Genomic DNA, 25885 nt, shown 5'->3' on the forward strand with positions numbered 1-25885 from the left:
TGTTTATGTACTTTTAGAAAATATAAATTTTCAGTTTTTAAGATAATTACAAAAGAACTTTCTCATAAAATTTACCTTTTCACTATTTCAGTAGTGTTTTATCCGTTAATCGAATTGTATAATATACCTGCATAGTAAATTCAGCTGATTTTTGACGTATTATTGACATCATTTTGTCTGAAATATGTCTTTTGTCATTTTTTTGAATTAGATTTTTCTCATTAATAAAATGTATTTTTTTAATATAAGACTTACTTTCATATCAATAAAATAATCGTTTTTCTCTTCATACACTTGACTTTTACGCAAAAAAATGTCCTCTGAACCAACAAGGAAATTAGTTAGTTTTTTGTCAAGAGAAAAATGTATTTTTAAAATTCAAACACAAAATAATGTTATTCAAAAATAGAAAACACCCGCTCTCTCTCTATACTAAAAATTCATTTTTTTGTCATTTTTTCAAACTAAATTAATATATAAAAAATACCGAGAATCGATTAGACTCTCGGTATTTTTTAAATTATTTTGCTGTATGTTTTCTAATAGCCGGCAAAATTTCAGTAGCAATTAATTCGATGTTTTTCTCAATTTTATCAAATGGTACACCACCAAAATCAATTTGTGCCATAAAGCGTTGTTGCCCAAACAATTCATATTGGTAAAGCATTTTTTCAATAATTTGTTGCGGACTACCAACCATTAACGCGTCACGGTAATCTATTGCATTTGTAAATTGGTGTTTCGGATACCCACCACCGCGTAGTGTAAGCATACCAGCATTAATGTGAGGATAGTATTCACTAAGTGCATCTTGTGAATTTTTTGCTGTATAAAATAAACTCGTTGTTGCAACTGGCAAACTTGCTGGATCAAACCCACTTTTCTCAGCAGCCTCACGGTAAGCATCTACTGATCCTTTAAAGTTAATAGCTGGACCACCTAGTGTTGTTATCATCATTGGTACACCTGCACGTCCTGCTTTAATCGCACTAGCTGGTGGGCCACCAACTGCACGCCAAATTGGTAAGTTATTATTTTTAGCTCTTGGAATAACCGATGCATGTGCAAGTGGTGCTCTGAACTGTCCATTCCATGTTACATGTTCCTCATTATTAATTTTTAATAAAAGATCCATCTTCTCTTCAAATAACTCTTCATAATCATTCACGTCATAACCAAGTAAACTATATCCTCCAATACGCGATCCACGGCCAGCCACAATTTCTGCACGTCCATTAGAAATCAAATCAATTGTAGCAAAGTCCTCATATACTCGTACCGGATCAGATGTACTTACTATCGTTGCTGAACTTGCAATTTTTATATTTTTCGTAGCTTGTGCAATAGCTCCTAAAATAACTGTATGAGCTTGCGTCGTAAAATGCGTTTGATGACTTTCACCGACAGCAAATACATCCAGTCCAGCTTCATCCGCTAACTTAGCTGTTTCAATTAATTCATGAATTCTTTGTTCTGCACTAATTTTCTCTCCATTATGCGGATTTAAAACATGATCCCCAATCGAATATAATCCAAACTCCATTCCTTTACTTGTATCCATACGGTATTTTTCCATCATTACTCTCTCCTTTAATGAAGTGGTATTAGTTTCTCTTCTAAAAACGTCGGTAATTCAAATGTATCTCTCTATTCCTTACAACATCACTTGATTAGTCAATTGATTTCGTAAAAAAAATTACTCTTGTGGTAATTCTTTTTTTTCACTATGCTTATGAACTTTCGTCATCAGCTCGTATAATATTTTTTGCTCTTCTTCATTTAATACATCATCAAAAAACGAAGATTGAAATGCAAGTTGCTCTGGCAATGCTCTCTCTAAAGCTGCTTCCCCTTGCTCTGTAAGACTAATTGTTTTCGTTTTCCAATCCTGTTTTCGTACAATATATCCTTCTTTTTCAAGACGAGTTAACATTCGAGAAATACCGCCTTGTGTAACAGTTACCTTTTCAGCTAACTCCATTTGTGTTAATGGCTGATACGTACGTATTTGCAAAAGAACATCAAATTGAGCTGTCGTTAAATCAAAACGTTTTAAAAACTCATTTGACATCTGATTACTTTGGTTCGTGAATCGTATTAAACGTAACCATATTAATGACCCTATCGTATTATCACGCATGTTTGATCACTTCCTATCGTGAATCTTACTATCAATTTACCACTCAAGTGATAGTAATGCAAGAGATAATTATATTTTTCATACACCTAACTTAAAACAATATGTTATACCCAAATGCATCACTTGTGTAATATCTGGTCTACCTTTCTATGTAAAAAGATTTAAGCTCAAATACCTAATCCTTATTATGCATTTTTTTGCTTTCTGACACAATTTGTTCGGGAATTCACATCATTAAATAGTTACATTTTATTATCTCCAAAATGAAATATACACCTTATTAACGTACTCTTTCCCCCTCATAAGTATGAGTGTTTTTAATTTGCGAACAAAAAACTAAATATAATGATACAATTAAATAAAACAATCATAAAAAGGTGGGGATAACATGCAAATTTCTAAACGATTTATAAAACCATTTCCTGAATATGAGGACATATTTTATGATGATTTGGAACAGCATAAAAAACACTTTTTACCCATTTGCTCTATTAATTTACAATGTGTTGAACCGGAATCAGAAGAATGGTTACATATTGTGTCAGCAAAAGAAATCCATGATGGTTGCGTTGGTGATTTTACCAAACCATTTCACACAAATTTTACGAAAGCAGATACATTAGGGTTCGATGTCATTAATGGAAAATATAAATTTGAAGCGGATTGGAATTATTTCAAAATCGAACAAAATAATTCTGACATAATAGAACAAGCCTACGAGAGTAATGAAAGAAATTATCAAATCCGTAAAGAATATTTTCAACGTAATCAAAAAATTTATCCTTATTCTAGCTTTGGAAAAGAATTTACATCTGTAGAAGTATTAGAAGAAGAGTTTGCCGAAAAACAAACAAATGGCTGGGGATTAAATTATCCCGTGGTAAATGGTATCCTAAATGATGTTCGTTTTATGACAGAAGAAGGTAAAGAATTATTAGAAGACTGCGATAACGAAGACGAAATTTTTGACTTTACGAATCTTCTAAATGTACCAAAAGATGAATATGGACATCCATTTACATATGTTGGATTTGTTACAGGATATTATTTTCAAGCTTATGGTGCCGATCGTATTTACTTATTCTTTAATAAAGAATTAAGAAAAGCAGTAATTTGTTTTGAATATACATAAGATAATTAAGAAAAATCCATTTTGAACATTATTACATGAATCAACATGGATTTTTTATAAATAATTTATTTATATTTCAATTCCGCATCTACTGTGAAATGTGTAAAACCTCATATATTGTAATATCCTCCATCTCTTCAATTTCAGGCTTTACTTCATAAAATTCAAACTGACTATATCCCCACTTATCTGGGTTATACACTATTACATTCCCTTTACAATTTTCTGTATTCTGGGCATTCTTATTCAAAATGTTAAATTGAGTCCCAATCAATGAATTCTTTTGAGGGATACTCCCCGTATATTCGACAACATATCTGCATTTTTTAAAATCATCACTTAGATTAACAACTAATGGAACACCTATATTTATTTGTTGCCACCCAAACGATTGTAAAATATTATCGTAATACCCTTCAAAAATAAATTTATTCATCCCTTCATGACCATTCCAAATATATAAAGGTGCATAACAGTTATAGAAATTCCCATGCTTACCTGCCTCAGTCATTAAATATGCTTTGAAATTCAATTCTTGAAAACCATCCGTTTTATACCCATTATCCTCTACCCTTTTCCTAATAATCTCCATATCATAATCTTTTGGCAAAATGACCTTATATTGCATTCCAATCATGTTTATCACTCACTTTCCATCTTATATACACAATGATAAGGCGATGATTGACTAACGTAAAATAGGTATAAATTATGTTTGGTATCATTTATAATGATATCGTATAAGGGGCTGTGATAAATGGAAATAAATGATCTTATTATATTCAAAACTGTAGCTAGCGAAGGTTCTATTAGTAAAGCTGCGAAAGAGTTAGGGTATGTTCAACCAAACGTAACTGAGCGAATCAAAAAATTAGAACAAGAGTTAGAAACACCTTTACTACATAGAGCTAACAAAGGCGTTTCCTTACTACCTTCTGGTGACATTTTATTAGACTACACGAATCAAATATTAACTCTAGTAGAAGAAGCGAAAGATCAAATTAAAATGAGTGGTTCTTCTTATATAATCGCGACGTCACAATCTATTTTGACTAATTATTTAAGTAAGCGCATTGAAGAAAATTTCAGGAATTATCAAATATATGTAGAAAATAGTAGTCATTTGCAAAAATTACTGCAGCAACAAAAAGTTGATATGGTCATTACTTATGAGGATTACCCGGACACAGCGTTTAAAAAAGTATTTTCCACTTCAATTTCTATAGGCTTATTAAAAGCGAAAGAAAAGTGTACCATTGACTTTTCAAAGGAACTCTTCTTCGTTAGCAATGACAAAAAGTGCCCTTTTAGAAATAGGACGATACAATTTCTAAAAGAAAATAATCTATCTCAGCATCAACTTCAACAATTAGATTCTTATTCACTCATTGAAGATTTTATAAACGATGGCAACGGGATAGCCTTTTTACCGATTAGAAATGATAAATTGGAACCAATTGAAGATATTCCAATTGAGAAATTAGCTGTTCATTTTTTTACAAATCATAACTCTTTAAAACAAATCCCTGATGAACTATTTGATTAATAGAAGAGCTATCAAACTAACTAATTACATACGCCAATAAAAATCCCTCCTTTACGAATTTAAAAGAGGGATTTTCATATTCTATACAATTGATTTTTCACACATTTTGCTCCACTTCTGCACTTTTCTCCTTCTTATTCCGTTTCATATTCTTCAGTCCCTTAACCGTGCCAACTAATCCTTTCGGGAAAACTAGCAATACGATAATGTACAATAAACCGAGAATAATCGTCCATCGTTCAAAAATCGGAAACTCTGTGGCTAGTTCTGATAAATAATATTTCAGTGATTCAATAATTCCAGCTCCAGCAATCGCTCCAATTAACGTTCCAACTCCGCCAATCATCGTCATCAACAATGCATTTAATGTCATTTCAATTGAAAATACTGTCGTATTAACAAAACGCAATGTGATAACAAATAAACCACCGCTAATCGCAGCTACTACTCCTGCAACAATGCTAGCAATAATTTTATAATGAAGCACTTTATATCCTAGTGCTTCAACACGTTGTTCATTTTGTGAAATTGCCTTTAATACTTTTCCAATAGAAGATTTGGTAAAAAGACGTAACAGAATAAAAATGACAATTAAACATATAAGGGTTACATAATAAAAGTTAAAACGATCACGGAATAAGTCTGGTACACCAAATGTAAAACCATCCCCTCCATGAGTAAGCCCGCGCCACTTTTCAGCAAGTACGAAAAATAACTGTGAAATAGCAAGTGTTAACATTGCATAAAAATGACTTTTCAGCCGTAAAGAAAGCAAACCGATTATATAACTAACAATGGCTGAAATGATAATTGCAGCTACTATCCCTATAAAAAAATTCGTTATGGATACTCCTTGCCGATCAAATAAAAGCGCTACGCCATATGCTCCTATTCCAAAGAACATACAGTGACCGAACGATACAATTCCTGTATATCCAAGCAATACATCAAAACTCATTGCAAAAATAGCAAAGATGAAGATTTGAGTGAACAAAATTAACAAGCTCCGTGAATCATTTACGAATGGAAATACACTTAAACAAATGAGCATAAATACTCCGAAGTATACTTTAATTCGATTTGATGTGCTGTTCACCATTTCACCCCTTTTCACCAACAAGACCAGTTGGCTTCACTATTAAGAAAAATAGTAACATTAACATATTGATTGCAAGTGATAAATCCGGTATAAAATACGCTGTAAAAGCACCAGCTAATCCGACAATTAAAGAAGCGATTGCTGAACCTTGTACGCTTCCTAGCCCTCCAATGATTACTACTATGAAAGCTAAAATCGCATACTGCATACCCATCTCGGCGAAAATAACGCCTGAATACGGTGCTAATAAGAAGCCTCCCAACGCTGCCATCCCTGCTCCTAATAAAAAGACGAAAGAAAATATCGCTTTTATGTTAATACCGAGCGCTTGAACCATCTCTTTATCTATTACACCTGCGCGTATCATAAGACCTATCTTTGTTTTTTTGAGCAATAATAGTAAGGCAATGTAAATGATGATCCCAATTAAAATAACGAATAGACGATATTTAATCAATATAACGCCGTCAAATGTAAAACTTCCTTGTAACCATAACGGTAATTTTGCTCCAATTGGATTTGGTCCCCAAAATACTTTAATACATTCACTAAGTACAAGCATTCCCCCAAGCGTAACTAGAAGCTGGCGAACATGATTTCCATATACCGGTCTAATTAGAAATCTTTCTAAAATGAACCCAAGGAACATGCCCATAGCTATTGCTCCAATTAATGCTAATACATAACTACCTGTCATATTAAATAGCCAAACACCTGTAAACGCTCCCCACGCAAATAAACCACCATGTGCGAAGTTTAGAACGCTCATTAGACCGAAAATAAGTGAAAGACCTGATGCTAATAAAAAAATAAGCATCCCTGTTGAAATCCCATTTACAAATAAATTGATTAACACATCCATCCTTCTCACCCCGGATTCATGTTAAGAGATTCCTAAATATTTGTGACACATTTCCTTATCCTCTTTTAATTCATGCATAAAACCGTTATGAACAATTCTTCCGTTATCCATAATATAAAAGTAATCCCCAATTTGACTAGCCATCATAAAATTTTGTTCAACGAGTAAAACTGTTGTTTTCTCCTTCATTTTCAAAATGGCTATCATTAATTTTTCTATCATAATAGGGGACAAGCCTTTACTCGGCTCATCAATAAGTAATAAACCATCACTATTAATAAATGCTCTTGAAATTGCTAGCATTTGCTTTTGCCCTCCGCTTAAGAGTCCGCTTTTTTTGTGCCAAAATTGCTTTAAATCTGGAAATAGTTCCAGCATCCAGTCTATTTTTTCTTCCGCTTCTTCTCCCTTTCCTCTGGCAAGAGCGAATGTTTCTTCTACCGTCAGGTCGTGAAAAATGCCTTGATTTTCTGGTACATACCCTATTCCTTTCCTTGAAATTAAATGTGTAGACAATCCATTCACTTGTGTACTATCATAATAAATTTCACCGTGTGCGATATGGTGAAACCCCATAACCGAACGTAATGTCGTAGTCTTCCCTGCCCCATTTCTTCCAAACAGTACAGTAATCGTTCCTTTCTCAACAGCAAGAGAAACCCCTTGTAAAATATGAAACTGATCTAAATACGTCTCTATATTATTCACTTGTAATAGTGCCACTATATAATCCCCCTAAATAAGCACTTTGTACACGCTCATCTTTCATCATTTCTTCGGGCAAACCTTCAGCCAATAACTCTCCATGGAATAAAACGATAAGGTGGTCTGATAAACCTAGTACCATATCCATCTTGTGTTCAATCAGTACAATTGTACTCTCTGGATGTTTCTTAATATTTTCAATCACTTGTAAAATAGCCGGTACCTCCTCAACTGATATACCTGCCGTCGGCTCATCTAGTAGTAATACATCCGTTTTTAAAGCTAGTAACATCGCAAGCTCTAACTTTCGTTTTTCCCCATGTGCTAAATCTTTTGCTAATACATGTTCTTTCTCATGAAGTAATACTGTTTTTAAAAAACGTCTCGCTTCTCCAACTTGTTGCTTAAATTTTGCCGTACTCGGAAAAAAACTATAGTAATCTTGAACAAATGATTGAACACTTAAACGAACATTTTCAAGTACCGTTAACTCTGGAAATATATTTGTAAGTTGAAAAGAACGACCAATTCCTAATCGAGTTCGATCTGAAATTGATAATTTTGTAATCTCTTGCCCTTTAAAATATACTTCACCCTTTGTTGGAGAAATTTGTCCACTTAGTAAATTAAATAACGTTGTCTTTCCTGCACCATTTGGTCCAATAATGGAAATGAGCTTTCCTTTTTGTACTGTTAAATTCACATCTTTAATAACATGATGCTCGCCAAAAGATACGCTAAGATTTTTCGTTTCCAGCAAATGTGTCACGAAATCCCTCCCTTTAAAGCTTTAAGTATGAAAGAAATACGTATAAAGAGGGTTTGCCCCTCTTTATACAAAAAACTGAAAATTAAGTCTATTTATTTTGAACTGGTGGTTCTGTCTCTTTCATCGTTAATTCTCGCTCTAATACTGGCACCGGATAATCAACACCATCTTGCTTTTTCAATGTGATAGAATACAGTGTCTGCATCGCTTGGTGATCCTTTTCTCTAAACTTCATCTTTCCTTTCGGTGTATCAAATTCCATTCCTTCCATTTTCTTAATTAATGTATCTACATCTGTATCACCTTTTGTCTTCTTTAAAGCTTCTACAATTGAAATTGCCGCAGACATTCCTCCTGCTGTAAATAAATCTGGCACCGCACCATTAAATCGTTTTTTATGTTCTTCCACTAACCAATCATTCACCTTATTTTTCGGAAGTGTATGGTAATAAACAGAAAAACCTTGCATTCCTACTAACGCATCCATCGTTTTTAATGCCGGTATATCTGGTGCACCTGTAGAAATTTTAATGCCTTGCGCTTCCACATTCATATCTTTTAACTGTTTCCAAGGTGAGTTTGCCCCTGCCCAAACGATAAATAAATAATCTGGTTTTGAGCTAATGATATTTTGAATATTTGCAGTGAAGTCAGTCGAATTTGTATCTGCGTATTGCTCGTTTACAATATTTGCCCCTAATTTCTTCGCTCCAGCTTTAAATGCCGCAATTCCCTCACGGCCGTAAGCATTATCTTGTGCTAACGTTGCTATTTTCACATCTTTTTTAGCAATTGCCGCAGCACCAGCGACTGCATCTTGAGATGAATTTCTACCTGTTCTAAAAATATATTTATTCCAGTTCTTCCCGGTAATACTATCAGCTACTGCCGGTTCTACAACCATTATTTTTTCATATTCTTCAGCTAGTGGTAGAACAGCTAATGTATCACTTGAACTAGACGATCCGACTAAAAAATCGACCTTCTCTTCTTCTAATAACTTCGTAGCTTTTTTAACTGCTACATCTGCTTTCGTTTCCGTGTCTTCTACAACAAACTTAATCTTCTTCCCTTCCACTTTCCCTGTTCCACCCGTTGCATAGTCTAAGCCTAATTCAAATCCGTTCATGGTTTGTTTTCCATACGATTCTAATGGACCTGTTAATGATGCAAGAACCCCTACCTTAATCGTCTTTTCATCCTCTGTACTTGTTTTCTTTCCTGAACAAGCTGCCGTTATTAATAACGAACCTAACACACAACCAGTAGCCATCATTCTTAGCCATTTACGTTTTTTCATCGACATTGTGATCCTCCCCATACTTTACTTTCTGATAGAGTCAAACACGCCAAAGTTACCCATCCGTAATTATGACTTTTCCTTTGAATCATACAAACAAATCTGTTAAAAAAATTTAATGAAGTACCTTTACATTCGCCGCCTCTTTCCAAATACCTCCATTTAGCATATACTCATCTAGTTTTTTTCACCACCTAATCACAGTAGCTGCCCACGTATACCCAGTCCCTGCACTAACTACTACTGCAATATCTCCGGCCTGTAATTTTCCTTGTTCATTTGCAAAGTGAAGACCAATGCAAGGATCAAGCGCTGACATATGTCCATAATGATCTAAATATACAACTTGTTCTTCTGCTAGCCCTAGCCCCTGTATCAATTCTATTAACATAGAACGTTTTGTATGCAGTGGTAACAATACTTTAATATCTTTAGGAGTATATCCACTTTTTCTTAACGCCTCCCGAATAACCTTATCAAAATTAGAGATTGAAACCCGGTCTAGACGTTCTTTCATACTAATAGGATCTATTACATCAATATAATGTTGTCGATTCTCAACTGTATCATAGCTCGCAACCTGCTTCGATCCACCAGCGGGGATACGAACATCTTCATGAAATGAACCATCTGTTATAATCGCACTTCCTAATATTTCACCGTTTCTAGCGTCTTTTTTCACTAAAGCTGCACTTCCGCCATCAGCGAAATTAAACATAAAACGTGAGCGTGGATTATCATAATCTACAATTTGAGATTCTTTACACCCACCTACTAATAATATATTTTCAATTGAGTTATCGGAGTAGAGCATATCTTTTGCGACTTTGAGAGCAATAGGAAAGCAAGAACTAACATTCATAATTTCAAAAGCATAAGCATTTTTTAATCCAAGTTCATGCTGAATTTTTGGGGCACTTGACCATACGTGGTAATCTTTATGTGGACTGCCAAAATAAATGACTACATCAATAGATTGAGGATCTACTTGTAATAATATTGGCTTTGCAGCAGCAATAGCTAAATCTGATGCATGCATCGTTTCGTCTGCGACATGTTTTTCATATAATCCAAACTTTTCTATAATAATATTCTCAGGGATACCTGTTTTTTGAGATAGGTCTGCGGCCGTCTCTACGTCTTTTGGGAAGAAAACACCAGTCGCTTCAATCCCAATATTCATTAGACTACTCCTCCTTCTTTTGGCACCAGCATAGTCGCTACACCAGTTAATACTAAATCTCCTTTTTGGTTATGACACTCCGTTAACAATTTCAAAACTCTCTTTTCTATCATAAATTCTTGTACTGTTGCCGTAGCTGTAATCGTATCTCCTATAAAAACTGGTGCTGTAAATTTAATAGTTTGTTCCATATAAACAGAACCCTTTCCTGGTAAATGAACACCTAACAATTGTGATAATAGACTTGAAGTTAGTAAACCATGTGCTATTCTTTGATTAAATCTAGTTTGTTTCGCATACTCATGATCAATATGAATTGGATTAAAATCCCCACTCAAACCTGCAAATAATACAAAATCCGTTTCTGTTATTGTTTTACTACATGATGCCTGTTGACCTGTGCTATACATCGTCATCTCTTCACCAACTTTTCAATTGATTTGCTAACTGTACTTTTTGAATTTTACCAGTTGCATTTTTAGGCAATTCCTCTAGAAACACAATTTCTTTTGGAAGTTTATATTTTGCTAGAAATAAACGACAATGTTCAATGACTTCCTTTTCAGTTAATTCACTGCTACTCTTTTTCACAATAAAGGCAATTGGAATCTCTCCCCACTTTACATGTTGCCTACCAACGACCGCTACCTCATATACCCCCGAAATCTTATTAATGACCTGCTCTACTTCAAGTGGATAAATATTTTCACCACCGGAAATTATCATTTCTTTTTTTCTGCCGACAATATATACAAAACCATCTTCATCAACTTTAGCTAAATCTCCCGTATATAACCAACCATCTTGAATCGTTTCTTCTGTTGCATCTGGCCGATTCCAATACCCTTTCATTACATTTGGTCCTCTTATAAGTAACTCTCCAACCTCACCAATCTCAACTTTATTTTTGTTTTCATCAATAAGTACATAATCACAAAACAGAACCGGTTTCCCAATTGAACCTACTTTACGTCTTGCATCTTCTTCTGAAAGCATAAATACGGTTGGTGATGTTTCAGTCATGCCAAAGCCTTGCCCAAATAAAAATCCTCTATCTATAAACTCTCTCATCAACTCTTCTGGACATGGTGCACCACCGTTATAAAACCAGCGAACTGATTGTAAATTTGTAGTTTCAAACTTTGCGCAATTCATTAATGCTTGATGAATTGTAGGTACTCCCATCACTATAGTCACTTTATGTGTTTCTATCATGGAAAGAGCTGCAGTTGGTTCGAATTTTCTTGGAATAATGATTACGCCACCTGCAAATAAAGTTGGAAATGCGAATAAACCAATCCCACCAATATGAAATAAAGGTAATAATACAATGGAGCGGTCGTGAATAGTTAAGTCAATCGCAAATGTATTATTAAGCGCATTCCAAAACATATTTTCTTGTGTAAGTACAGCTCCTTTCGGTTTTCCTGTTGTACCTGATGTATAACATATAATAAAGGATGCGCTTTCATTTATCTCTTCAAAGTTGTAACTTTTTCTATCTTCTATTTCTTTTAAACTTTCAATCGAAATAACTCTTTGTACGCACGATACCTTATGCTTTGACAGTGCCATATTTTGAAATGTTTCCTCTACAAATAAAACTGTAGTTCCACTATCTTTTAACTGGAATATAAGTTCATTTTCTGTTAACCGTATATTAAGTGGAACAGCAATACATTCTACCTTTGCTACAGCAAACAAAAGTACAATATATTCCAAGCTATTTTGTGATAAAATAGCTATCCTTTCTCCTTTTTGCACATGTAAGTCGTAAATTAAATATGCTGCTACTTTACTTACATACTCATGTAACTGTTTATATGTTATTTCCTCCTCTTCTGTAATAATGGCAATGCGATCTGGATGTAAATAGGACCGTTTTTCAATCCAATAAGCAATGCCTTGCATATTTTCCCACTCCCTTATCTCTTTCTCAATCCTTCAAATATTAATGACATCGCTGCTTCAAATACATCTTCCGGAACATCTTTCTCTTCCCAATAACCCCATCGCATCCCTAGAAATTGCCCAATTGACATAAGACAATACGCAATTGTTTCTTTCTCAAGTTGTTTAAACTCTCCCGCTTCCATACCAGCCGATAAACTTTTTAAAAATCCATTTGCGAGCTTTGCATAGTACCATCTATATAAGTTATCATCAACAACTACTGCCTGTTGTACAATGTTATATAGATTAGGTCGATCTTTCACCCACCGAAAAAAAGCCTGAAAACCTCTTCTTTGTGCCTCTTCATAACTTGATATTCCCTTCATTTCTTCTTTAATAATTAAGCGTAACTCACGGTTCAATCTGCGGATCAATTCATCAAATATATCTTTTTTAGATGGAAAGTAATTATAGAAAGTTCCGTGCGCTACCTTTGCTTCTTGTGTAATATTCACGATAGAAGCCTCGTAATACCCTTTACTACCAAACACCTCTTCTGCAGCACACAATAATTTCTCTCTCGTTTCTAACCCTTTTGTTGTTAGGTTTTTTACATCCATTATTATTTTTTCTGACACCTGAATCACCTCTTAGATTTGATTATAAATATATTTCTGAATTTTTCAATTATTTTTATTAGACAAAATCCGCAAGCGTTTTTCTACATACAAAAAAGGACTAACTTATTTTGAAGTTAGTCCTTTAATCTTAATTAGAATTGAGTTCTACTTTCTCTAACCCTTCAGCCAATTGTTTCTTATCTAGCCCTTCTCCTATTACTACCAAGTTCGTCGGGAAACCGAAATCTTGTTCCAGTAAAGTTGGTACCCCAAATGAATATTGGAATAGATGCGGGTATTTATCTCCATGGAATTTCACAAATCCTTTTACACGATAAATACTATCTGGTAAATTCGAAAGCCATTCGTATAATTTATCTTGATCAATCGATTTCGTAAATTGATATGTCATCGTTTGTATATGTAAATGCTGTTTTACATGTAGTGTCTCATGCTCCCCATCATTCGTAAATTCAGCTTCTTCTATGTCTTCTAAAGATATATTACAATATTTTGTTTCAAACAATTTCGCATGATTATTTATTGCTTTCACTTCTTCAATTACTTTGTTCTTATCCGCATCTGTTAGTAAGTCTGATTTGTTAATTAAAATGTGGCTACCAAACTTCAGTTGCTCATGCAATAATTGCTGAACGTTTGCACTTAATACTCTTCGATTTAACCACCTTACTGCATCTAAAACGACGACAATTGATTTCACTTCTAGGAAAGGTGCTAAAATTGGTGATACACACGCATCTAATACTTCAATTGGATGCGCAACACCTGTCGTTTCTATATAAATGACATCTGGTCTTTCTTGCTGATATAACGAATGCAACTGTATTTCAAGCTCTTCTTTCAACGTACAACAAATACATCCTTTTAGAAGTTCCCTTAAAACATTCTCTTTTCCAATAATATCTGTATCTACCGAGTATTCACCAATTTCATTCATTAATACTGCAACTTTTCTATTTTTCTTTTTCTCCGCTAACAATAAATTTTGTAATAATGTTGATTTTCCACTGCCTAAAAAGCCACCTAATATATGAATTTCTACTTTATTCATTTGATCGACCATCCATTTCTTTATTTCAAACATATTCAAAGCGTAATAATTACGATTTATATTTATTATTTTATTAAAAGAGTAGTGATTTGTAAATATATCTTCATTGTTCGTTTACTTCATAAGCAACTCTAATTCCAGACTCTATTGCTCCTTGCATCCATCCGTGGGTTAATGTTGTATGCTCTCCTGCAAAGTGTACTTTGCCAGCTGGCGGCGTAATATACGGAAATAACTCTAGCTCTTGATCTGGTTCGAAGGCCGTAAATGCTCCGCAAGAATACGGATTTTGACCCCAGCTAAAAGATGTTCCAGTAACAAACTCACTATAGACGATGTCGCCGTATATTTTCGCTAAATTTTTTAATGCGTAACGAATACGCTCTCTTTGCGGAAGACTATCCCATGTTAACGCCTCATCTGCCCACGTATAACTCGCTAAAACGATAGCTTCCCCTGGTGTATGAATGCCATAACTCGGATAATATGTAAACCGTATAGGTAAATCTGTAATAGATTTCCCACCACACTGTCCCGCTTTCTCCCAAAATCTACTTTTAAACTCTATCGCAATTTTAGTTGCATCAATATAATTTAATTCACGAATTGCTCGTCTTTTAAAATAAGAGAATACACAATATGGCTGAACTTCTACAAATCGTAACGCTGAAAATGGAATTGTGATAATAGCAATGTCGCCTGTTACCATAAATGGATTTAACGTTTGTTCATTTGTTACTTGCATCATCACTTTATTATCTTCCTGTATAATTTTTTCTACTTTATACGACATAAAAATATTATCCTTTAGCTGTGGCAAAAATGAATTGGGTAATGCATCCATTCCGCCCGTTATCTCATAATATTTTGTCGTTGAAGTAAAAAAGAGCATTTCACGTAATACTTCAATTAAAGACATTCCCATATATGCTTCCATATCTAGAAGTACCCCAATCATATCTATTGCTCTATCTGAATAATACTCACTTAAAAATGATCCGAGTGAATATGTTTTATACTTTTTTTCAACGATGATCCAGTTTTTATTAGGATCTTTTTTTATAAAATTAAGTATTGGTTCTAATACTACTAACATTAGCTCTTCTGCCGTTTTTCCTTTTTCGTTCTCTAAAATGGGATACCCAAGTATACTTGGATTTTTTTCAAACACGCTCAATCTCGTTTTAATATTATTCGTATATATAATATCGGAAGCGGTTTTATTTATAAAAAGATTTAACGGTAATTTAAATTTACGAATGTAAGCTAAAGTTAACTCGTGTGTTTCAGGAATTCTCATTGGTCCTGCATTAAAATATAAACCAGAGCTAAATGGTTCACGAATCGTATATATCCTTCCGCCTATTCGATTATTCGCTTCTAAAATTGTTATGTTATGCCCTGCTTCTTTCAATAACGATGCTGCAACTAATCCTGAAATTCCTGCACCAGCAATAATAATCTGCTTTGGATTATTCGTTTTAACGAGCCCCACATTAATAATATGGAGCATTCTTTCCATCGTTAATGGCTGCATCATGCCCTTTTCCCCTTCGATAAAGGATTTTATTGCATTATATTCGGTTAACTTACTTCCTATGTTTCGTGCAAGAAATTGCACGGATAGATTTTCAAATACTTGAATATCTTTTATAAAATGTAATAAACTAGATATGAATCTATAGAAGTAAGACGTATTTTCTTACATAATAAAATCAATGAAATTGCGAGGAATTTTGAAATGAAAAAAGGTATTAACCGTGTTGTATTAGTAGGAACAGGAGCAGTTGGATGTAGTTATGCTTACTGCATGATTAACCAAGCTGTAGCTGAAGAATTTGTTTTAGTTGATGTAAACGAGGCAAAAGCTGAAGGAGAAGCAATGGATTTAAGTCATGCTGTTCCTTTTGCACCAGCTCCAACTAGAGTATGGAAAGGCAGCTACGAAGATTGTAAAGATGCTGATCTTGTAGTCATTACAGCTGGATTACCACAGAAACCAGGCGAAACACGTTTAGATTTAGTTGAGAAAAACGCGAAAATCTTTAAACAAATCGTTCGTAGTATTATGGATAGCGGATTTGATGGTATCTTCTTAATCGCAACTAACCCTGTTGATATTTTAACTTACGTAACTTGGAAAGAATCTGGTTTACCAAAAGAACGCGTAATTGGTTCTGGTACAACACTTGATTCTGCTCGTTTCCGCTATATGTTAGGTGAGTACTTCAATATTGGTCCACACAACATTCATGCTTATATTATCGGAGAACATGGTGATACGGAACTTCCTGTTTGGAGTCACGTATCAGTTGGTATTCAAAAACTACAAACGCTTCTTGATAAAGACAACACATACACGCAAGAAGATTTAGACAAAATCTTCATAAACGTTCGTGATGCGGCTTACCATATTATTGAGCGAAAAGGTGCAACTTACTATGGTATTGGTATGTCACTTCTACGTGTTACAAAGGCAATTTTAAACGACGAAAATAGCGTATTAACAGTATCAGCTTACTTAGAAGGTCAATACGGTCAAAAAGATGTTTATATCGGTGTACCTGCTGTTTTAAATCGCGGCGGTGTTCGTGAAATTTTAGAAGTGGAATTAAGTGAAGAAGAAGAATTAAAATTCGATCACTCTGTTCAAGTGTTGAAAGAAACAATGGCTCCAGTTCTTTAATATGTATAGTAAAAAGCAATCCAATTTATTTTGGATTGCTTTTTTATTTTGACTATCCCTCTCCCTATGATATAGGTTAATATTATTCATAATATTAAGGAGTGATTTCATGAATGACTCTTGGACAATTGTAGTCCTCTTATTGGCTATTTCATCCCTAATACTTTTCCTCTTTTTAATCATCAGGACTCTATTTCCAACTCAAAAATATGAAAAAAATCTCGGATTCATTCTACTTATTATATGCTTATTAACAATACCGATTAGTATCTTCCTTATCGGAGGATGGGCAGGTATGGGAATTGGCATAATCGCATTATTTCTTTTTACTGCTGTTATTATAGCTTTAATTGCAAATAGATTTATTAAACTTCCACCTGCTAAGAAAGAATAAAGTGAAGCTTTAATCAGTGGCGTCCCACCCTTACTATTTATTAACCACTGTCAATTAACATTTTTTAGAATAAAAACAACCGATGTATTCGTTCCTTGAAAACATCGGTTGTTTTCCATTATTTTTTAATCGCTTTCTCATTATTTACATCAAGTACATCTAAGAAAAAGATAAAAATCGGTATCCCGATAATAAGCCCCCATATTCCAAGGAAATGTTCTGAAAAGATGAGAATCATAAATGTATAAAAGATTGGTAAATTCGTTTTCGCAGACATAAACTTCGGATTTAAAAAATAACTTTCAAGAGCATGGATGACTGTAATGAACACAAGTATGTATACTACATACATAACTCCGCCTACGTTATAAGCAATGATACAAAGTGGAAATAAAGAAATAATCACACCTGCAACTGGAATCAATCCGAGTAGGAAAATCATAACAGCTAATACGAGTAGCTGCGGAAATCCTAAAACAATTAATACAATGACAGTAAGAATACAATTTACAACTGCAATTAAAAACTGTGCTTCTATTACTTTACCGAACGATCTTGCAAACCTTTCGCCAAAATATGCAATCTCCTCATAAAAAATCTTTAGCTTACTCTCTTTAAATTTAGAAGTAAAGGTAATAATACGCTCTTTTTCTAACAAGAAAAATAAGCTTAATATGAGAGACAATAATATTTGTAAACTTACCTTCCCTATGTTTGCTATCGATTGATAGATAACATCTACACCTTGTTCTATATACTTTGATACTTCCATTCCGTTAATTGTCGAAAGTGCATATTTAATGATTTCATTATCAGGTGGATTTTGAAAAAACAATTTAAATTGATAAATCAATTGTGAAATTTGTATCGTTAACACAGGTAAATATTTATACAATGTCGTGCCAATAAAGGAAACTAATATGATATACAAACAGGCGATAACAATTTTCCGGTTCACTTTCAATTTCTTTGAAATAAAACGTTGAAATCGATCCATTAAAAATGTCAGTATAAACGTAATTAATATTAAATTGATCATACTTTTTAAACCATATAATACTAACGCTACTATTATTAAAACGAGAAACCGTTGAAACCCTCTACTTCGAAAGAAATTTTTCACTTCATTCATTAAGATTTAACCTCCCCCTTCAGTGGATGGAAATTGAATATATTACATTTTATGAACTTCTATAGACAATCTTTCTTACTAATTGAGAAGAATCCTTTTTTTCTTTTATATTGTTAGATTCTATTTATATTAGCCCCCCTACTTACTTCAGTGGAGCTCTTTTTTTCGTTTAACCTTTTACAATTTAGGTGATTTTCTATTTTTAGACTGCTGTTCATACGCATAACCAATATTGAATAGTTCCTTCTCACTGAATTGCTTCCCAACAAACACCGCACCTACTGGCTCTCCATTGTTATCATATCCTGCTGGCACCGCTAATTCTGGATAGCCAGCTACAGCTGATAGCAAAACTTCATCGTTGTTAATCATGACTAAAGCATCCAAACCTTTTTTTACTAAATACCTATCTAGCTCTTTTCTTGCATTTCCTTGACTCGTTTGCACTACTTTTTCAAAATCATCTTTCGTTATAGCAGATTTTTCAGAGCCCTCAATTAATGTTTGTCCATATTTCATTCGTCTTTTACTATCCTTTTTATTAAACGCTATAATCTCTTCTAACGATTTTACTGGTACATTTTTGTGCTGTGAAAGATAATCGTTCACATTATGTTTGAACTCATATTCTAATGTTTGCAGATTATCTACACCCTCATCGTTTAACTGAATATCATCAGTCAATATCGCACCGGCGTCTTGAAGGTCTTTTCTAATCTTTTCTGCTACTTCCTTTCTATTCTCATCTTGTTGATCTATTGAAAAAAGAACCCCTATTTTTTTCCCTTTCAATCCATCTATTGATAAATCCTTCGTATAATCAATTCTTTCTTTATCTTTCATTTTTTCTGTCATAGCATCTTTTTCATCATAACTTACCATTGCGTTAAATAACGTTGCCCCATCCCTTACCGTTCTTGCCATCGGTCCTGCAGTATCAAGTGTTTCAGCTAACGGAATTATGCCTGATCTACTCACCATACCTAGTGATGGGCGTAACCCAACTACTGATTGCTGCGTCGCTGGTGCGACAATTGATCCAGTCGTTTCCGTCCCGATTGCAAGTGGTGAAAAATCTGCCGCAACTACTGTAGCAGATCCTGAACTTGATCCCGATGTATCAAACGTAATCGGACCGTATGGATTCAAATTTTGTCCTTTTTTCCCGCTATATCCGCTAGGCATTGTAAAGGATAAATAATTTGCCCACTCAGACATATTCGCTTTTCCTAAAACAAAAGCACCTTCTTCTTTCAACTTCTTCACAATCGTCGCATCTTCATCTGCAATCCAATCTTTTAACACATAAGTTCCCGCGCTTGTCGGCATCACCTTTTCCGTTTGTACATTATCTTTTACGATGACTGGCATGCCATATAAGTTAGACTTCTTATTGAAAGACCTTTCTTTATCTAACTTTCGCGCTTCCTCCATTGCATTTGGATTAATCTCTGTAACAGCATTTAATGATATTCCATTTTGGTCATGCTCTTGTATTCTAAAAAGATATACACTCGTTAATTCTTCATATGATAATTTCCCATCATCAATCTTTTTTTGAAGCTCATCTACAGTCGCATTTACAACCTCTTTTTCTTTTATCTTTACATTATCTATGTTGATCCCTTTCAGCTGATTATGTATCGGTTTTAACACTCTATCTTTATCATATACGATTCGCTCAGGTTCCTTTGGAAAATAATTTTTATACACATAATATCCACCGGCACATGCTAATAGGACAATACCTCCCGTGATAGAAAGCGTTATCTTTATCCATTTCTTCATGTTGCTTCCTCCATTCTAAAAGTTGCTCAGTTGTAGCTTCTTTCTATATAAAAAAGAGAGTTATATTCTACGTAACTCTCTAGACAAAATGCTAAATGAAAAACTTAATTATTTCAATCTAATCGTTTCTTTTTTGCATTCGCTTCGCTAATAATTCCTTTACTTGATTATAAGTTAATCCTGAATTTTTATTTAAACGCTTTACTTCCTCAACATCAGTACCTACCACTGTATATTTTTTCTCGTCATTCATTTTTCCACAGCCCTTCCTACTGCATTATTTCTTATATTTCTTCCCTAAAATCCTATAAATTAACACAAATGCAAATAAGGAAACTGTACGAAATTCAGTAGCTAAAAGGGAATTCAGTTGTGTAAGAGAAGGAAAACATCAAAAAATGTCAAATTTATATACTTGTTGAATTTAAGGACTTGGAGGATACATTTTGAAAACATATGAGTTTAAACATAACATTCCCACATTGGAAGAGTACAAATATTTGTGTGATTCTGTTGGATGGTCTAATTATATGAATTTTGAAGTGGCGGAAACTTCACTGAAGCATTCTATTCACTGCATCACAGTCAAAGATAATGAACAAATTATCGGCATGGGGAGAATTGTTGGCGATGGATCTATCTATTTCTATATTCAAGATATAGTAGTTCATCCAGATTATCAGAAACATGGTATTGGGAAAGAAATCATGCATCGTTTAGTTGCATACTTACATGAGAACGCCCCTGATAAGGCGTTTGTCGGTTTATTTGCATCAGAAGGTAAAGAATCGTTCTATGAAAAGTTTGATTTTAAAGATTACTCACCAAACATGACAGGGATGTTTACTGTCATTTCAAAATAATAAACATAATAGATTTTTACTTGTAAGGAAAGACTTCGATTCATATGAAGGAAATTGTTCTTGCAGTAAGAGTTTAACATTACATACGAAAAGACAGTACATATATGCTAATATGTACTGTCTTTTCGTTTATCTAAATTTTTATATATTAAATTTATTAATAAAATTTCACTACATCTTCAGTAGGTAAGAATGTTCTTTCTCCCGGTTGTTCATTTGGCTCACCAAATGGCATTTGTCCTACTAAGCTCCACTCTGCTGGAATATTCCAATTTTCTTTCACTTCAGCATCTACAATTGGATTGTAATGTTGTAATGATGCGCCAATTCCTTCAGCTGATAATAACATCCATACAGTATGTTGTAACATTGCATTTCCTTGATGAGACCAGAATGGGAACTGATCTTTATATAATGGTGCATTTTCTTGCATTTTTTCTACTGTTGCTTGATCTTCAAAGAATAACACAGTCCCAACACCTGTATGGAAACCTTTTAATCTTTCTACAGTCGCTTCAAAGTTTTCTGCTGGTACGCGGGCTCTTAGTGTTTCTTTAACAATATCCCAAAACTTTTCATGCTCTCCGTCCATTAATACGACCATACGGCCACTTTGCATATTGAAAGATGTTGGTGCGTGTAAAGCTGTTTTTAAAACCTCTTCAATTCTTTCTTTCGTAATTGCATTGTTTTTTGTTACTTTACGAATGGAACGACGGTTCACGATTGCTTCTTTTAAGTTTGTTGTAGTTGCTGACATATTAATTCCTCCAAATATTTGTTTTATAATTTATTTTGTTATTTCATAACAAGCGAATTAGCAATATCCATCTGTATTACATTGCATACCTTCAAATGAATTTTTATCTTTTTCAATTTCTTTATCAATGACTCTTTGTAGCGTTTCTTTACTAGCGAGCCCTTGAATGACTTCATCTCCAATCATGACAGTTGGAACAGCCATAATATTCGCTTCATCATATGCGTGTTGAATTGCTTCTTGATGCTTTTCTTTATATTTACGAGTTACTAAAGCTTCTTTAAATTCAGCTTCAGGAAGACCTACTTCTACCGCTAATTTTGTTAACACATCAATATCTTCAATGTTTTGCTCTTCTTGGAAAAATGCTGTGAATACGCGGTGATGATACTCATTTCCTAGTCCACGTTCTTTCGCAAATTGACACCCTTCGAAAGCTAAATGTGTATATGGATGCGGTGAAACACGCGGCAAGCGCATATCGATTCCTAATTTCTTCGCTGTCGGTAGAATGAAAGCATCCCATGAACCTAATTTTTCTGGCTCATTCCATGGATCTATTTTTGAATATGGACTTGGACGTAATTCAAATGGCATCCATTCAATTTCTACACCTTTTTCTTTCGCTACTTCATCTAACGGACCTTTTGCTAAAAAACAAAATGGACATATAAAATCTGAGTATACTTTCATTTTTACAGTCATAACTTTTACACCTTACCTTTTAGTTGTAATCAAATAAGTTACATTAATGATAAAAAAATATAAATATTATTTAAGCATTTATTTTTTCTTGCAGAGTTTCAAACAGCTGGCCCATCGTAATATTTCTCAAAACCTCTTCCATTGCGGATTGTGCTTGAATTAAAATAATTTCTAATACCGATTGAATATTTGCTCCAATTGGACAATCTGGATTTGGTTGCTCGTGAATATGAAATAGTTTGTCTTCTTCTACTACATTTACTGCATGATACACATCTAACAATGTGATTTCATGTAAATCCTTTAATAACCCTGCGCCACCTGGACCTCGGTTTACGTAAACAAAACCAGCTTGTTTCAAGTACGACATAATTTTACGAATCACTACTGGATTTGTATTGACACTTTCAGCCATATAGTCTGAAGTACAAAGTGAAGATGGATTGTTTTTCAAAATAGATAAAATATGAACAGCTATAGAAAAGCGGCTACTAATTTTCATCGTGATTACCACCTCGATGTAATCATTATAGTTACAACGAAAAGATAAGTCAATCCTTTTCATAGATTTTTTATAAGTAAATTAAAAAAGTGTCCCATTATGATATATGAGACACTTTTTTTCATTCTGCAAATAGCGCTTGAAATTCTTCAATAAATAGTTGCACAGCGATTGAAGAATCCTTTAATGAAGGAACAGCTAAAGCAATTTCTCTCCATACTTGCGGTTCCAATTCTCTCGTTTGCACATTCTTTGGTAAATTCGTTAAAGATAATTCAGCTAATATTGCAATACCTAACCCTTCTTGAATCATATTTAAAGCAGTAGTAACTGTCGAAATTATATATTCAGCCCGAAGTGGTACGTTGGCTTGTTTAAACATATCAATAATGGGTGGTTCGTATCCGCCCTTACATAATATGATTGGTTCATTCTCTAAATCATTAATTGTAATAGATCCCTTCTTACAAAGAGGATGATCCTCTCTTAAGATAACAACCATTTTCCCCTTCGTTAATGGGACAATCTCCATATCTTTATTAGGCAAAATAACAATTCCTATATCAACAACCCTCGATACTAACCAATCTTCAACTTCTTTAATCGTCCCTTCACAAAGAACTACTTCTAGGTTCGGATACTTCTCCTTAAAAAGATTTATCATTTTGGGTAAGAAATGTGCAGATGCACTCGGAAAACTACCAATTCGAATCGTCCCAACTTCGTGTCCTTTCTCCATCGCAACTTCTTGTTCAATCTTCTCTACGCCGTTCAAAATCTCTCTAATATGTACAAGAATTCTGTTTCCTACATCCGTAACAAGTAATCCTTTTCGTTTATCACGTATAAGAATAGTAACTCCTAACTCTGACTCAATACTTGAAATGGCATGACTTACAGCTGGCTGCGTCATATTTAACACCCGAGCAGCCTTCGTAAAACTACCTAACTCAACAGTTTTTATTAATACTTGCAGTTGTGTAATGGTCATAACTAATCACTTATACTCCTTATAAAAAAGATTCATTTTATTTATCACAGTCGATATCATATCATAGTGAGATGAATAACACCAAGGAGGTTTTACAGTGACACAGCTTTCTCGAACTAAGACAGCCATAATCCTTACGTTTCTCGTTTTCATGTGGGGAATCAATTGGCCTTTATCTAAGTTTGCCCTGCATTATACACCACCCGTTTTATTTGCAGGCGTTCGAACTTTAATTGGAGGATTCATTTTACTTCTTTTCGCTTTACCGAAATACAAAGAGTTACATTTAAAAGAAACTTGGCATTTATACGTTATTTCTTCTTTACTTAACATCATTATATTTTACGGGTTACAAACTGTTGGCCTTCAATATATGCCTGCTGGGTTATTTTCTGCCATTGTCTTTCTACAACCTGTTTTACTCGGAATTTTCTCATGGATTTGGCTTGAAGAATCTATGTACGGCTTAAAAATTTTCGGCCTTGTTCTTGGGTTTATTGGTGTAGGTGTTATTAGCTCTAGTAGTTTAACTGGACATATTTCTATTATTGGAATCCTTCTCGCATTAGGATGTGCTATTGGCTGGGCGCTTGGCACAGTATTTATTAAGAAGACTGGTCACCGCGTTAATGCCATTTGGATGGTAACACTGCAACTTATTATTGGCGGCCTTTGCTTAATTGGATTTGGATCAGAGTTTGAAAGCTGGTCTAGTATCGCTTGGAGTATACCGTTTGTTAGTGTACTGCTCTTCATTTCATTCTTTGTTATTGCAATGGGGTGGCTTGCTTACTTCACACTTGTTGGAGCTGGTGAGGCAAGTAAAGTTGGGGCCTATACATTCCTTATCCCCCTTATCGCTATTATTGTAAGTTCAATCTTCTTACATGAAGCCATTACAATGAGCTTGTTTATTGGTCTATTATTTATTGTTGTGAGTATTTGTTTTGTAAATATAAAGCCGAAAACACTTGCTGTAAGGCAGCAGGTTGAAGTGAAATAAACATAAGAAAGAGCCTACTGTTTGTAGGCTCTTTCTTATATCTTACTTTTTACGACGTACTACAAATACACACGCACTTACCGACGATACAATCGCCAAAATAGATAAAACAATCGCTATTACTTGCATATTACTAGTACCTTCATTCTTTTCTACATTAGACACTTCACCATGTTCTCCTGTTAATGACGTACCTTTTGCAATTGTAGTAAGTGAATGTGGTTTTTCAGCTTTTTCATCGCCTGTCCATTCAACAATTTCTCCGTCTTTATATTGTTGGTATGCATCCCAAGCTATTTTTTGCTCTTTATCCGGATTTTTAGCGACGAAAGTAAATCGCTGGAACTGATTGGGTAAAATCCCTTCTCCTGTCGCTTCCCATACTACGGTTTTAACTTTTCCGGCATTATCTTTTTGCTCCTCCACTTTCCATCCTGGCACTGGTTCATACTGTTGGAACTCTACTCCAGACGGTATTTTCAGTGTAACTTTTGTCGTTGCTACATTTTTTTCAACTGGTACTTTTATCGTGTAAGTCTCCCAAGAGCCAATGTCAGAAGTTGCTGGCTTCACAGTTACGTGCGCACTAACAGGTAACGAAAAAATTCCCATTGCAATTACTGTTGCTATCATTGTTGTTCCTAATTTTTTTATACGTTTCATTTTCTATTTACTCCTTTTCATCTATAACGTCTCTTTCCCCCGCTTTAACGGGCAGTATGACTACCTCAAAATTCAGC

28 protein-coding genes are annotated in these 25885 nt (G+C 34.2%); 6 read left to right on the forward strand and 22 right to left on the reverse strand.

The annotated features are described in order from the left end of the window. Positions 1-520: 520 nt before the first annotated feature. Positions 521-1576 (reverse strand): LLM class flavin-dependent oxidoreductase, encoded by a 1056-nt coding sequence (locus tag QCI44_RS18660; protein ID WP_016088317.1) that lies wholly within the window; start codon positions 1574-1576, stop codon positions 521-523. A 120-nt stretch (positions 1577-1696) separates the two neighbouring features. After that, the gene (locus QCI44_RS18665; protein ID WP_001205523.1) at positions 1697-2140 is read right to left on the reverse strand and encodes a MarR family winged helix-turn-helix transcriptional regulator; all 444 of its coding nucleotides are present in this window, start codon (positions 2138-2140) and stop codon (positions 1697-1699) included. A 388-nt stretch (positions 2141-2528) separates the two neighbouring features. Here QCI44_RS18665 and QCI44_RS18670 point away from each other — a divergent pair, with 388 nt between their 5' ends. After that, positions 2529-3272, forward strand: coding sequence for a hypothetical protein (locus tag QCI44_RS18670; protein ID WP_016088318.1), 744 nt, complete (start codon positions 2529-2531; stop codon positions 3270-3272). A gap of 88 nt (positions 3273-3360) precedes the next feature. Here the strand turns inward: QCI44_RS18670 and QCI44_RS18675 are convergent, their stop codons facing one another. Then, positions 3361-3909, reverse strand: a complete 549-nt coding sequence (locus QCI44_RS18675; RefSeq protein WP_064449347.1) for a DUF4865 family protein — start codon at positions 3907-3909, stop codon at positions 3361-3363. A 120-nt stretch (positions 3910-4029) separates the two neighbouring features. On the opposite strand from QCI44_RS18675, the gene QCI44_RS18680 reads away from it, so the two are divergent. Beyond that, positions 4030-4818: a LysR family transcriptional regulator gene (locus tag QCI44_RS18680; protein ID WP_353811397.1), complete on the forward strand. Its 789-nt coding sequence runs from the start codon at positions 4030-4032 to the stop codon at positions 4816-4818. Between the two features lie 97 nt (positions 4819-4915). Here QCI44_RS18680 and QCI44_RS18685 read toward each other — a convergent pair whose 3' ends face one another. The 11 genes from QCI44_RS18685 to QCI44_RS18735 form a co-directional block, all read right to left on the reverse strand. Next, complete coding sequence (locus tag QCI44_RS18685) at positions 4916-5869, reverse strand: branched-chain amino acid ABC transporter permease (protein WP_016134179.1); 954 nt, start codon at positions 5867-5869, stop codon at positions 4916-4918. 49 nt (positions 5870-5918) lie between these two features. Next, the gene (locus QCI44_RS18690; RefSeq protein WP_033659665.1) at positions 5919-6779 is read right to left on the reverse strand and encodes a branched-chain amino acid ABC transporter permease; all 861 of its coding nucleotides are present in this window, start codon (positions 6777-6779) and stop codon (positions 5919-5921) included. 21 nt (positions 6780-6800) lie between these two features. Beyond that, a complete protein-coding gene (locus QCI44_RS18695) occupies positions 6801-7502 on the reverse strand; it encodes a branched-chain amino acid ABC transporter ATP-binding protein (protein WP_016088323.1) in 702 nt (233 codons plus the stop codon). Further along, on the reverse strand, positions 7480-8253 hold the full coding sequence (locus QCI44_RS18700) for an ABC transporter ATP-binding protein (RefSeq protein ID WP_016088324.1): 774 nt from the start codon (positions 8251-8253) through the stop codon (positions 7480-7482). The genes QCI44_RS18695 and QCI44_RS18700 overlap by 23 nt, the downstream gene beginning before the upstream one ends. An 88-nt stretch (positions 8254-8341) precedes the next feature. Continuing rightward, positions 8342-9559, reverse strand: coding sequence for a substrate-binding domain-containing protein (locus tag QCI44_RS18705; protein ID WP_000062015.1), 1218 nt, complete (start codon positions 9557-9559; stop codon positions 8342-8344). A 181-nt stretch (positions 9560-9740) separates the two neighbouring features. Further along, on the reverse strand, positions 9741-10736 hold the full coding sequence (locus QCI44_RS18710; RefSeq protein ID WP_016134177.1) for a 3-oxoacyl-ACP synthase: 996 nt from the start codon (positions 10734-10736) through the stop codon (positions 9741-9743). Next, entirely contained in the window at positions 10736-11152 is a 417-nt protein-coding gene (locus QCI44_RS18715; RefSeq protein WP_033659664.1) for a MaoC family dehydratase, read from the reverse strand. Before QCI44_RS18715 ends, QCI44_RS18710 begins: the two co-directional genes overlap by 1 nt. Before the next feature lie 4 nt (positions 11153-11156). Next, positions 11157-12647, reverse strand: a complete 1491-nt coding sequence (locus QCI44_RS18720; protein ID WP_016088328.1) for an o-succinylbenzoate--CoA ligase — start codon at positions 12645-12647, stop codon at positions 11157-11159. Positions 12648-12661: 14 nt separating this feature from the next. Continuing rightward, the gene (locus QCI44_RS18725) at positions 12662-13267 is read right to left on the reverse strand and encodes a TetR/AcrR family transcriptional regulator (RefSeq protein ID WP_016088329.1); all 606 of its coding nucleotides are present in this window, start codon (positions 13265-13267) and stop codon (positions 12662-12664) included. A gap of 130 nt (positions 13268-13397) precedes the next feature. After that, positions 13398-14321 carry a CobW family GTP-binding protein gene (locus tag QCI44_RS18730; RefSeq protein WP_016088330.1) on the reverse strand — a complete coding sequence of 308 codons (924 nt, stop codon included), beginning with the start codon at positions 14319-14321 and terminating at the stop codon, positions 13398-13400. 103 nt (positions 14322-14424) lie between these two features. Next, entirely contained in the window at positions 14425-15861 is a 1437-nt protein-coding gene (locus QCI44_RS18735) for a flavin monoamine oxidase family protein (RefSeq protein WP_353811399.1), read from the reverse strand. A 201-nt stretch (positions 15862-16062) separates the two neighbouring features. Here QCI44_RS18735 and QCI44_RS18740 point away from each other — a divergent pair, with 201 nt between their 5' ends. Together QCI44_RS18740 and QCI44_RS18745 are read left to right on the forward strand one after the other, a co-directional pair. Further along, complete coding sequence (locus QCI44_RS18740) at positions 16063-17007, forward strand: L-lactate dehydrogenase (RefSeq protein WP_016088332.1); 945 nt, start codon at positions 16063-16065, stop codon at positions 17005-17007. Between the two features lie 109 nt (positions 17008-17116). Further along, the gene (locus tag QCI44_RS18745; protein WP_016088333.1) at positions 17117-17401 is read left to right on the forward strand and encodes a YesK family protein; all 285 of its coding nucleotides are present in this window, start codon (positions 17117-17119) and stop codon (positions 17399-17401) included. A gap of 118 nt (positions 17402-17519) precedes the next feature. Here QCI44_RS18745 and QCI44_RS18750 read toward each other — a convergent pair whose 3' ends face one another. The 3 genes from QCI44_RS18750 to QCI44_RS18760 all read right to left on the reverse strand — a co-directional run bounded on the left by QCI44_RS18750 (position 17520) and on the right by QCI44_RS18760 (position 20574). After that, positions 17520-18533 carry an AI-2E family transporter gene (locus tag QCI44_RS18750; protein ID WP_016088334.1) on the reverse strand — a complete coding sequence of 338 codons (1014 nt, stop codon included), beginning with the start codon at positions 18531-18533 and terminating at the stop codon, positions 17520-17522. A gap of 177 nt (positions 18534-18710) precedes the next feature. Continuing rightward, positions 18711-20321: an amidase family protein gene (locus QCI44_RS18755; RefSeq protein ID WP_016088335.1), complete on the reverse strand. Its 1611-nt coding sequence runs from the start codon at positions 20319-20321 to the stop codon at positions 18711-18713. 118 nt (positions 20322-20439) lie between these two features. Further along, on the reverse strand, positions 20440-20574 hold the full coding sequence (locus QCI44_RS18760) for a hypothetical protein (protein WP_016088336.1): 135 nt from the start codon (positions 20572-20574) through the stop codon (positions 20440-20442). A gap of 193 nt (positions 20575-20767) precedes the next feature. Between QCI44_RS18760 and QCI44_RS18765 the strand changes: the two genes are divergently transcribed. Further along, positions 20768-21184, forward strand: a complete 417-nt coding sequence (locus QCI44_RS18765; RefSeq protein ID WP_016134176.1) for a GNAT family N-acetyltransferase — start codon at positions 20768-20770, stop codon at positions 21182-21184. 157 nt (positions 21185-21341) lie between these two features. Here QCI44_RS18765 and QCI44_RS18770 read toward each other — a convergent pair whose 3' ends face one another. The 4 genes from QCI44_RS18770 to QCI44_RS18785 all read right to left on the reverse strand — a co-directional run bounded on the left by QCI44_RS18770 (position 21342) and on the right by QCI44_RS18785 (position 24142). Continuing rightward, positions 21342-21944, reverse strand: coding sequence for a nitroreductase family protein (locus QCI44_RS18770; protein WP_016088339.1), 603 nt, complete (start codon positions 21942-21944; stop codon positions 21342-21344). 57 nt (positions 21945-22001) lie between these two features. After that, positions 22002-22649: a DsbA family oxidoreductase gene (locus QCI44_RS18775; protein ID WP_016088340.1), complete on the reverse strand. Its 648-nt coding sequence runs from the start codon at positions 22647-22649 to the stop codon at positions 22002-22004. A 70-nt stretch (positions 22650-22719) separates the two neighbouring features. After that, positions 22720-23151, reverse strand: a complete 432-nt coding sequence (locus QCI44_RS18780; protein WP_016088341.1) for an Rrf2 family transcriptional regulator — start codon at positions 23149-23151, stop codon at positions 22720-22722. Between the two features lie 121 nt (positions 23152-23272). Next, a complete protein-coding gene (locus QCI44_RS18785) occupies positions 23273-24142 on the reverse strand; it encodes a LysR family transcriptional regulator (protein WP_016088342.1) in 870 nt (289 codons plus the stop codon). Positions 24143-24239: 97 nt separating this feature from the next. Between QCI44_RS18785 and QCI44_RS18790 the strand changes: the two genes are divergently transcribed. Next, positions 24240-25145: a DMT family transporter gene (locus QCI44_RS18790; protein WP_016088343.1), complete on the forward strand. Its 906-nt coding sequence runs from the start codon at positions 24240-24242 to the stop codon at positions 25143-25145. A 42-nt stretch (positions 25146-25187) separates the two neighbouring features. Here the strand turns inward: QCI44_RS18790 and QCI44_RS18795 are convergent, their stop codons facing one another. After that, the gene (locus QCI44_RS18795) at positions 25188-25808 is read right to left on the reverse strand and encodes a YcnI family copper-binding membrane protein (RefSeq protein WP_016134175.1); all 621 of its coding nucleotides are present in this window, start codon (positions 25806-25808) and stop codon (positions 25188-25190) included. Positions 25809-25885 lie beyond the last annotated feature (77 nt).

The organism is Bacillus cereus group sp. RP37, assembly GCF_040459695.1.
Lineage (GTDB): Bacteria > Bacillota > Bacilli > Bacillales > Bacillaceae_G > Bacillus_A.

What these genes read in the sequence shown, in the direction of transcription:
- QCI44_RS18660 (WP_016088317.1), bottom strand. Translation starts at nt 1,576, where the DNA reads ATGGAAAAATACCGTATGGATACAAGTAAAGGAATGGAGTTTGGATTA.
- QCI44_RS18665 (WP_001205523.1), bottom strand. Translation starts at nt 2,140, where the DNA reads ATGCGTGATAATACGATAGGGTCATTAATATGGTTACGTTTAATACGA.
- QCI44_RS18670 (WP_016088318.1), top strand. Translation starts at nt 2,529, where the DNA reads ATGCAAATTTCTAAACGATTTATAAAACCATTTCCTGAATATGAGGAC.
- QCI44_RS18675 (WP_064449347.1), bottom strand. Translation starts at nt 3,909, where the DNA reads ATGATTGGAATGCAATATAAGGTCATTTTGCCAAAAGATTATGATATG.
- QCI44_RS18680 (WP_353811397.1), top strand. Translation starts at nt 4,030, where the DNA reads ATGGAAATAAATGATCTTATTATATTCAAAACTGTAGCTAGCGAAGGT.
- QCI44_RS18685 (WP_016134179.1), bottom strand. Translation starts at nt 5,869, where the DNA reads ATGCTCATTTGTTTAAGTGTATTTCCATTCGTAAATGATTCACGGAGC.
- QCI44_RS18690 (WP_033659665.1), bottom strand. Translation starts at nt 6,779, where the DNA reads ATGGATGTGTTAATCAATTTATTTGTAAATGGGATTTCAACAGGGATG.
- QCI44_RS18705 (WP_000062015.1), bottom strand. Translation starts at nt 9,559, where the DNA reads ATGTCGATGAAAAAACGTAAATGGCTAAGAATGATGGCTACTGGTTGT.
- QCI44_RS18710 (WP_016134177.1), bottom strand. Translation starts at nt 10,736, where the DNA reads ATGAATATTGGGATTGAAGCGACTGGTGTTTTCTTCCCAAAAGACGTA.
- QCI44_RS18715 (WP_033659664.1), bottom strand. Translation starts at nt 11,152, where the DNA reads ATGACGATGTATAGCACAGGTCAACAGGCATCATGTAGTAAAACAATA.
- QCI44_RS18720 (WP_016088328.1), bottom strand. Translation starts at nt 12,647, where the DNA reads ATGCAAGGCATTGCTTATTGGATTGAAAAACGGTCCTATTTACATCCA.
- QCI44_RS18730 (WP_016088330.1), bottom strand. Translation starts at nt 14,321, where the DNA reads ATGAATAAAGTAGAAATTCATATATTAGGTGGCTTTTTAGGCAGTGGA.
- QCI44_RS18735 (WP_353811399.1), bottom strand. Translation starts at nt 15,861, where the DNA reads ATGATGCAGCCATTAACGATGGAAAGAATGCTCCATATTATTAATGTG.
- QCI44_RS18740 (WP_016088332.1), top strand. Translation starts at nt 16,063, where the DNA reads ATGAAAAAAGGTATTAACCGTGTTGTATTAGTAGGAACAGGAGCAGTT.
- QCI44_RS18745 (WP_016088333.1), top strand. Translation starts at nt 17,117, where the DNA reads ATGAATGACTCTTGGACAATTGTAGTCCTCTTATTGGCTATTTCATCC.
- QCI44_RS18750 (WP_016088334.1), bottom strand. Translation starts at nt 18,533, where the DNA reads ATGAATGAAGTGAAAAATTTCTTTCGAAGTAGAGGGTTTCAACGGTTT.
- QCI44_RS18755 (WP_016088335.1), bottom strand. Translation starts at nt 20,321, where the DNA reads ATGAAGAAATGGATAAAGATAACGCTTTCTATCACGGGAGGTATTGTC.
- QCI44_RS18760 (WP_016088336.1), bottom strand. Translation starts at nt 20,574, where the DNA reads ATGAATGACGAGAAAAAATATACAGTGGTAGGTACTGATGTTGAGGAA.
- QCI44_RS18770 (WP_016088339.1), bottom strand. Translation starts at nt 21,944, where the DNA reads ATGTCAGCAACTACAACAAACTTAAAAGAAGCAATCGTGAACCGTCGT.
- QCI44_RS18775 (WP_016088340.1), bottom strand. Translation starts at nt 22,649, where the DNA reads ATGACTGTAAAAATGAAAGTATACTCAGATTTTATATGTCCATTTTGT.
- QCI44_RS18780 (WP_016088341.1), bottom strand. Translation starts at nt 23,151, where the DNA reads ATGAAAATTAGTAGCCGCTTTTCTATAGCTGTTCATATTTTATCTATT.
- QCI44_RS18785 (WP_016088342.1), bottom strand. Translation starts at nt 24,142, where the DNA reads ATGACCATTACACAACTGCAAGTATTAATAAAAACTGTTGAGTTAGGT.
- QCI44_RS18795 (WP_016134175.1), bottom strand. Translation starts at nt 25,808, where the DNA reads ATGAAACGTATAAAAAAATTAGGAACAACAATGATAGCAACAGTAATT.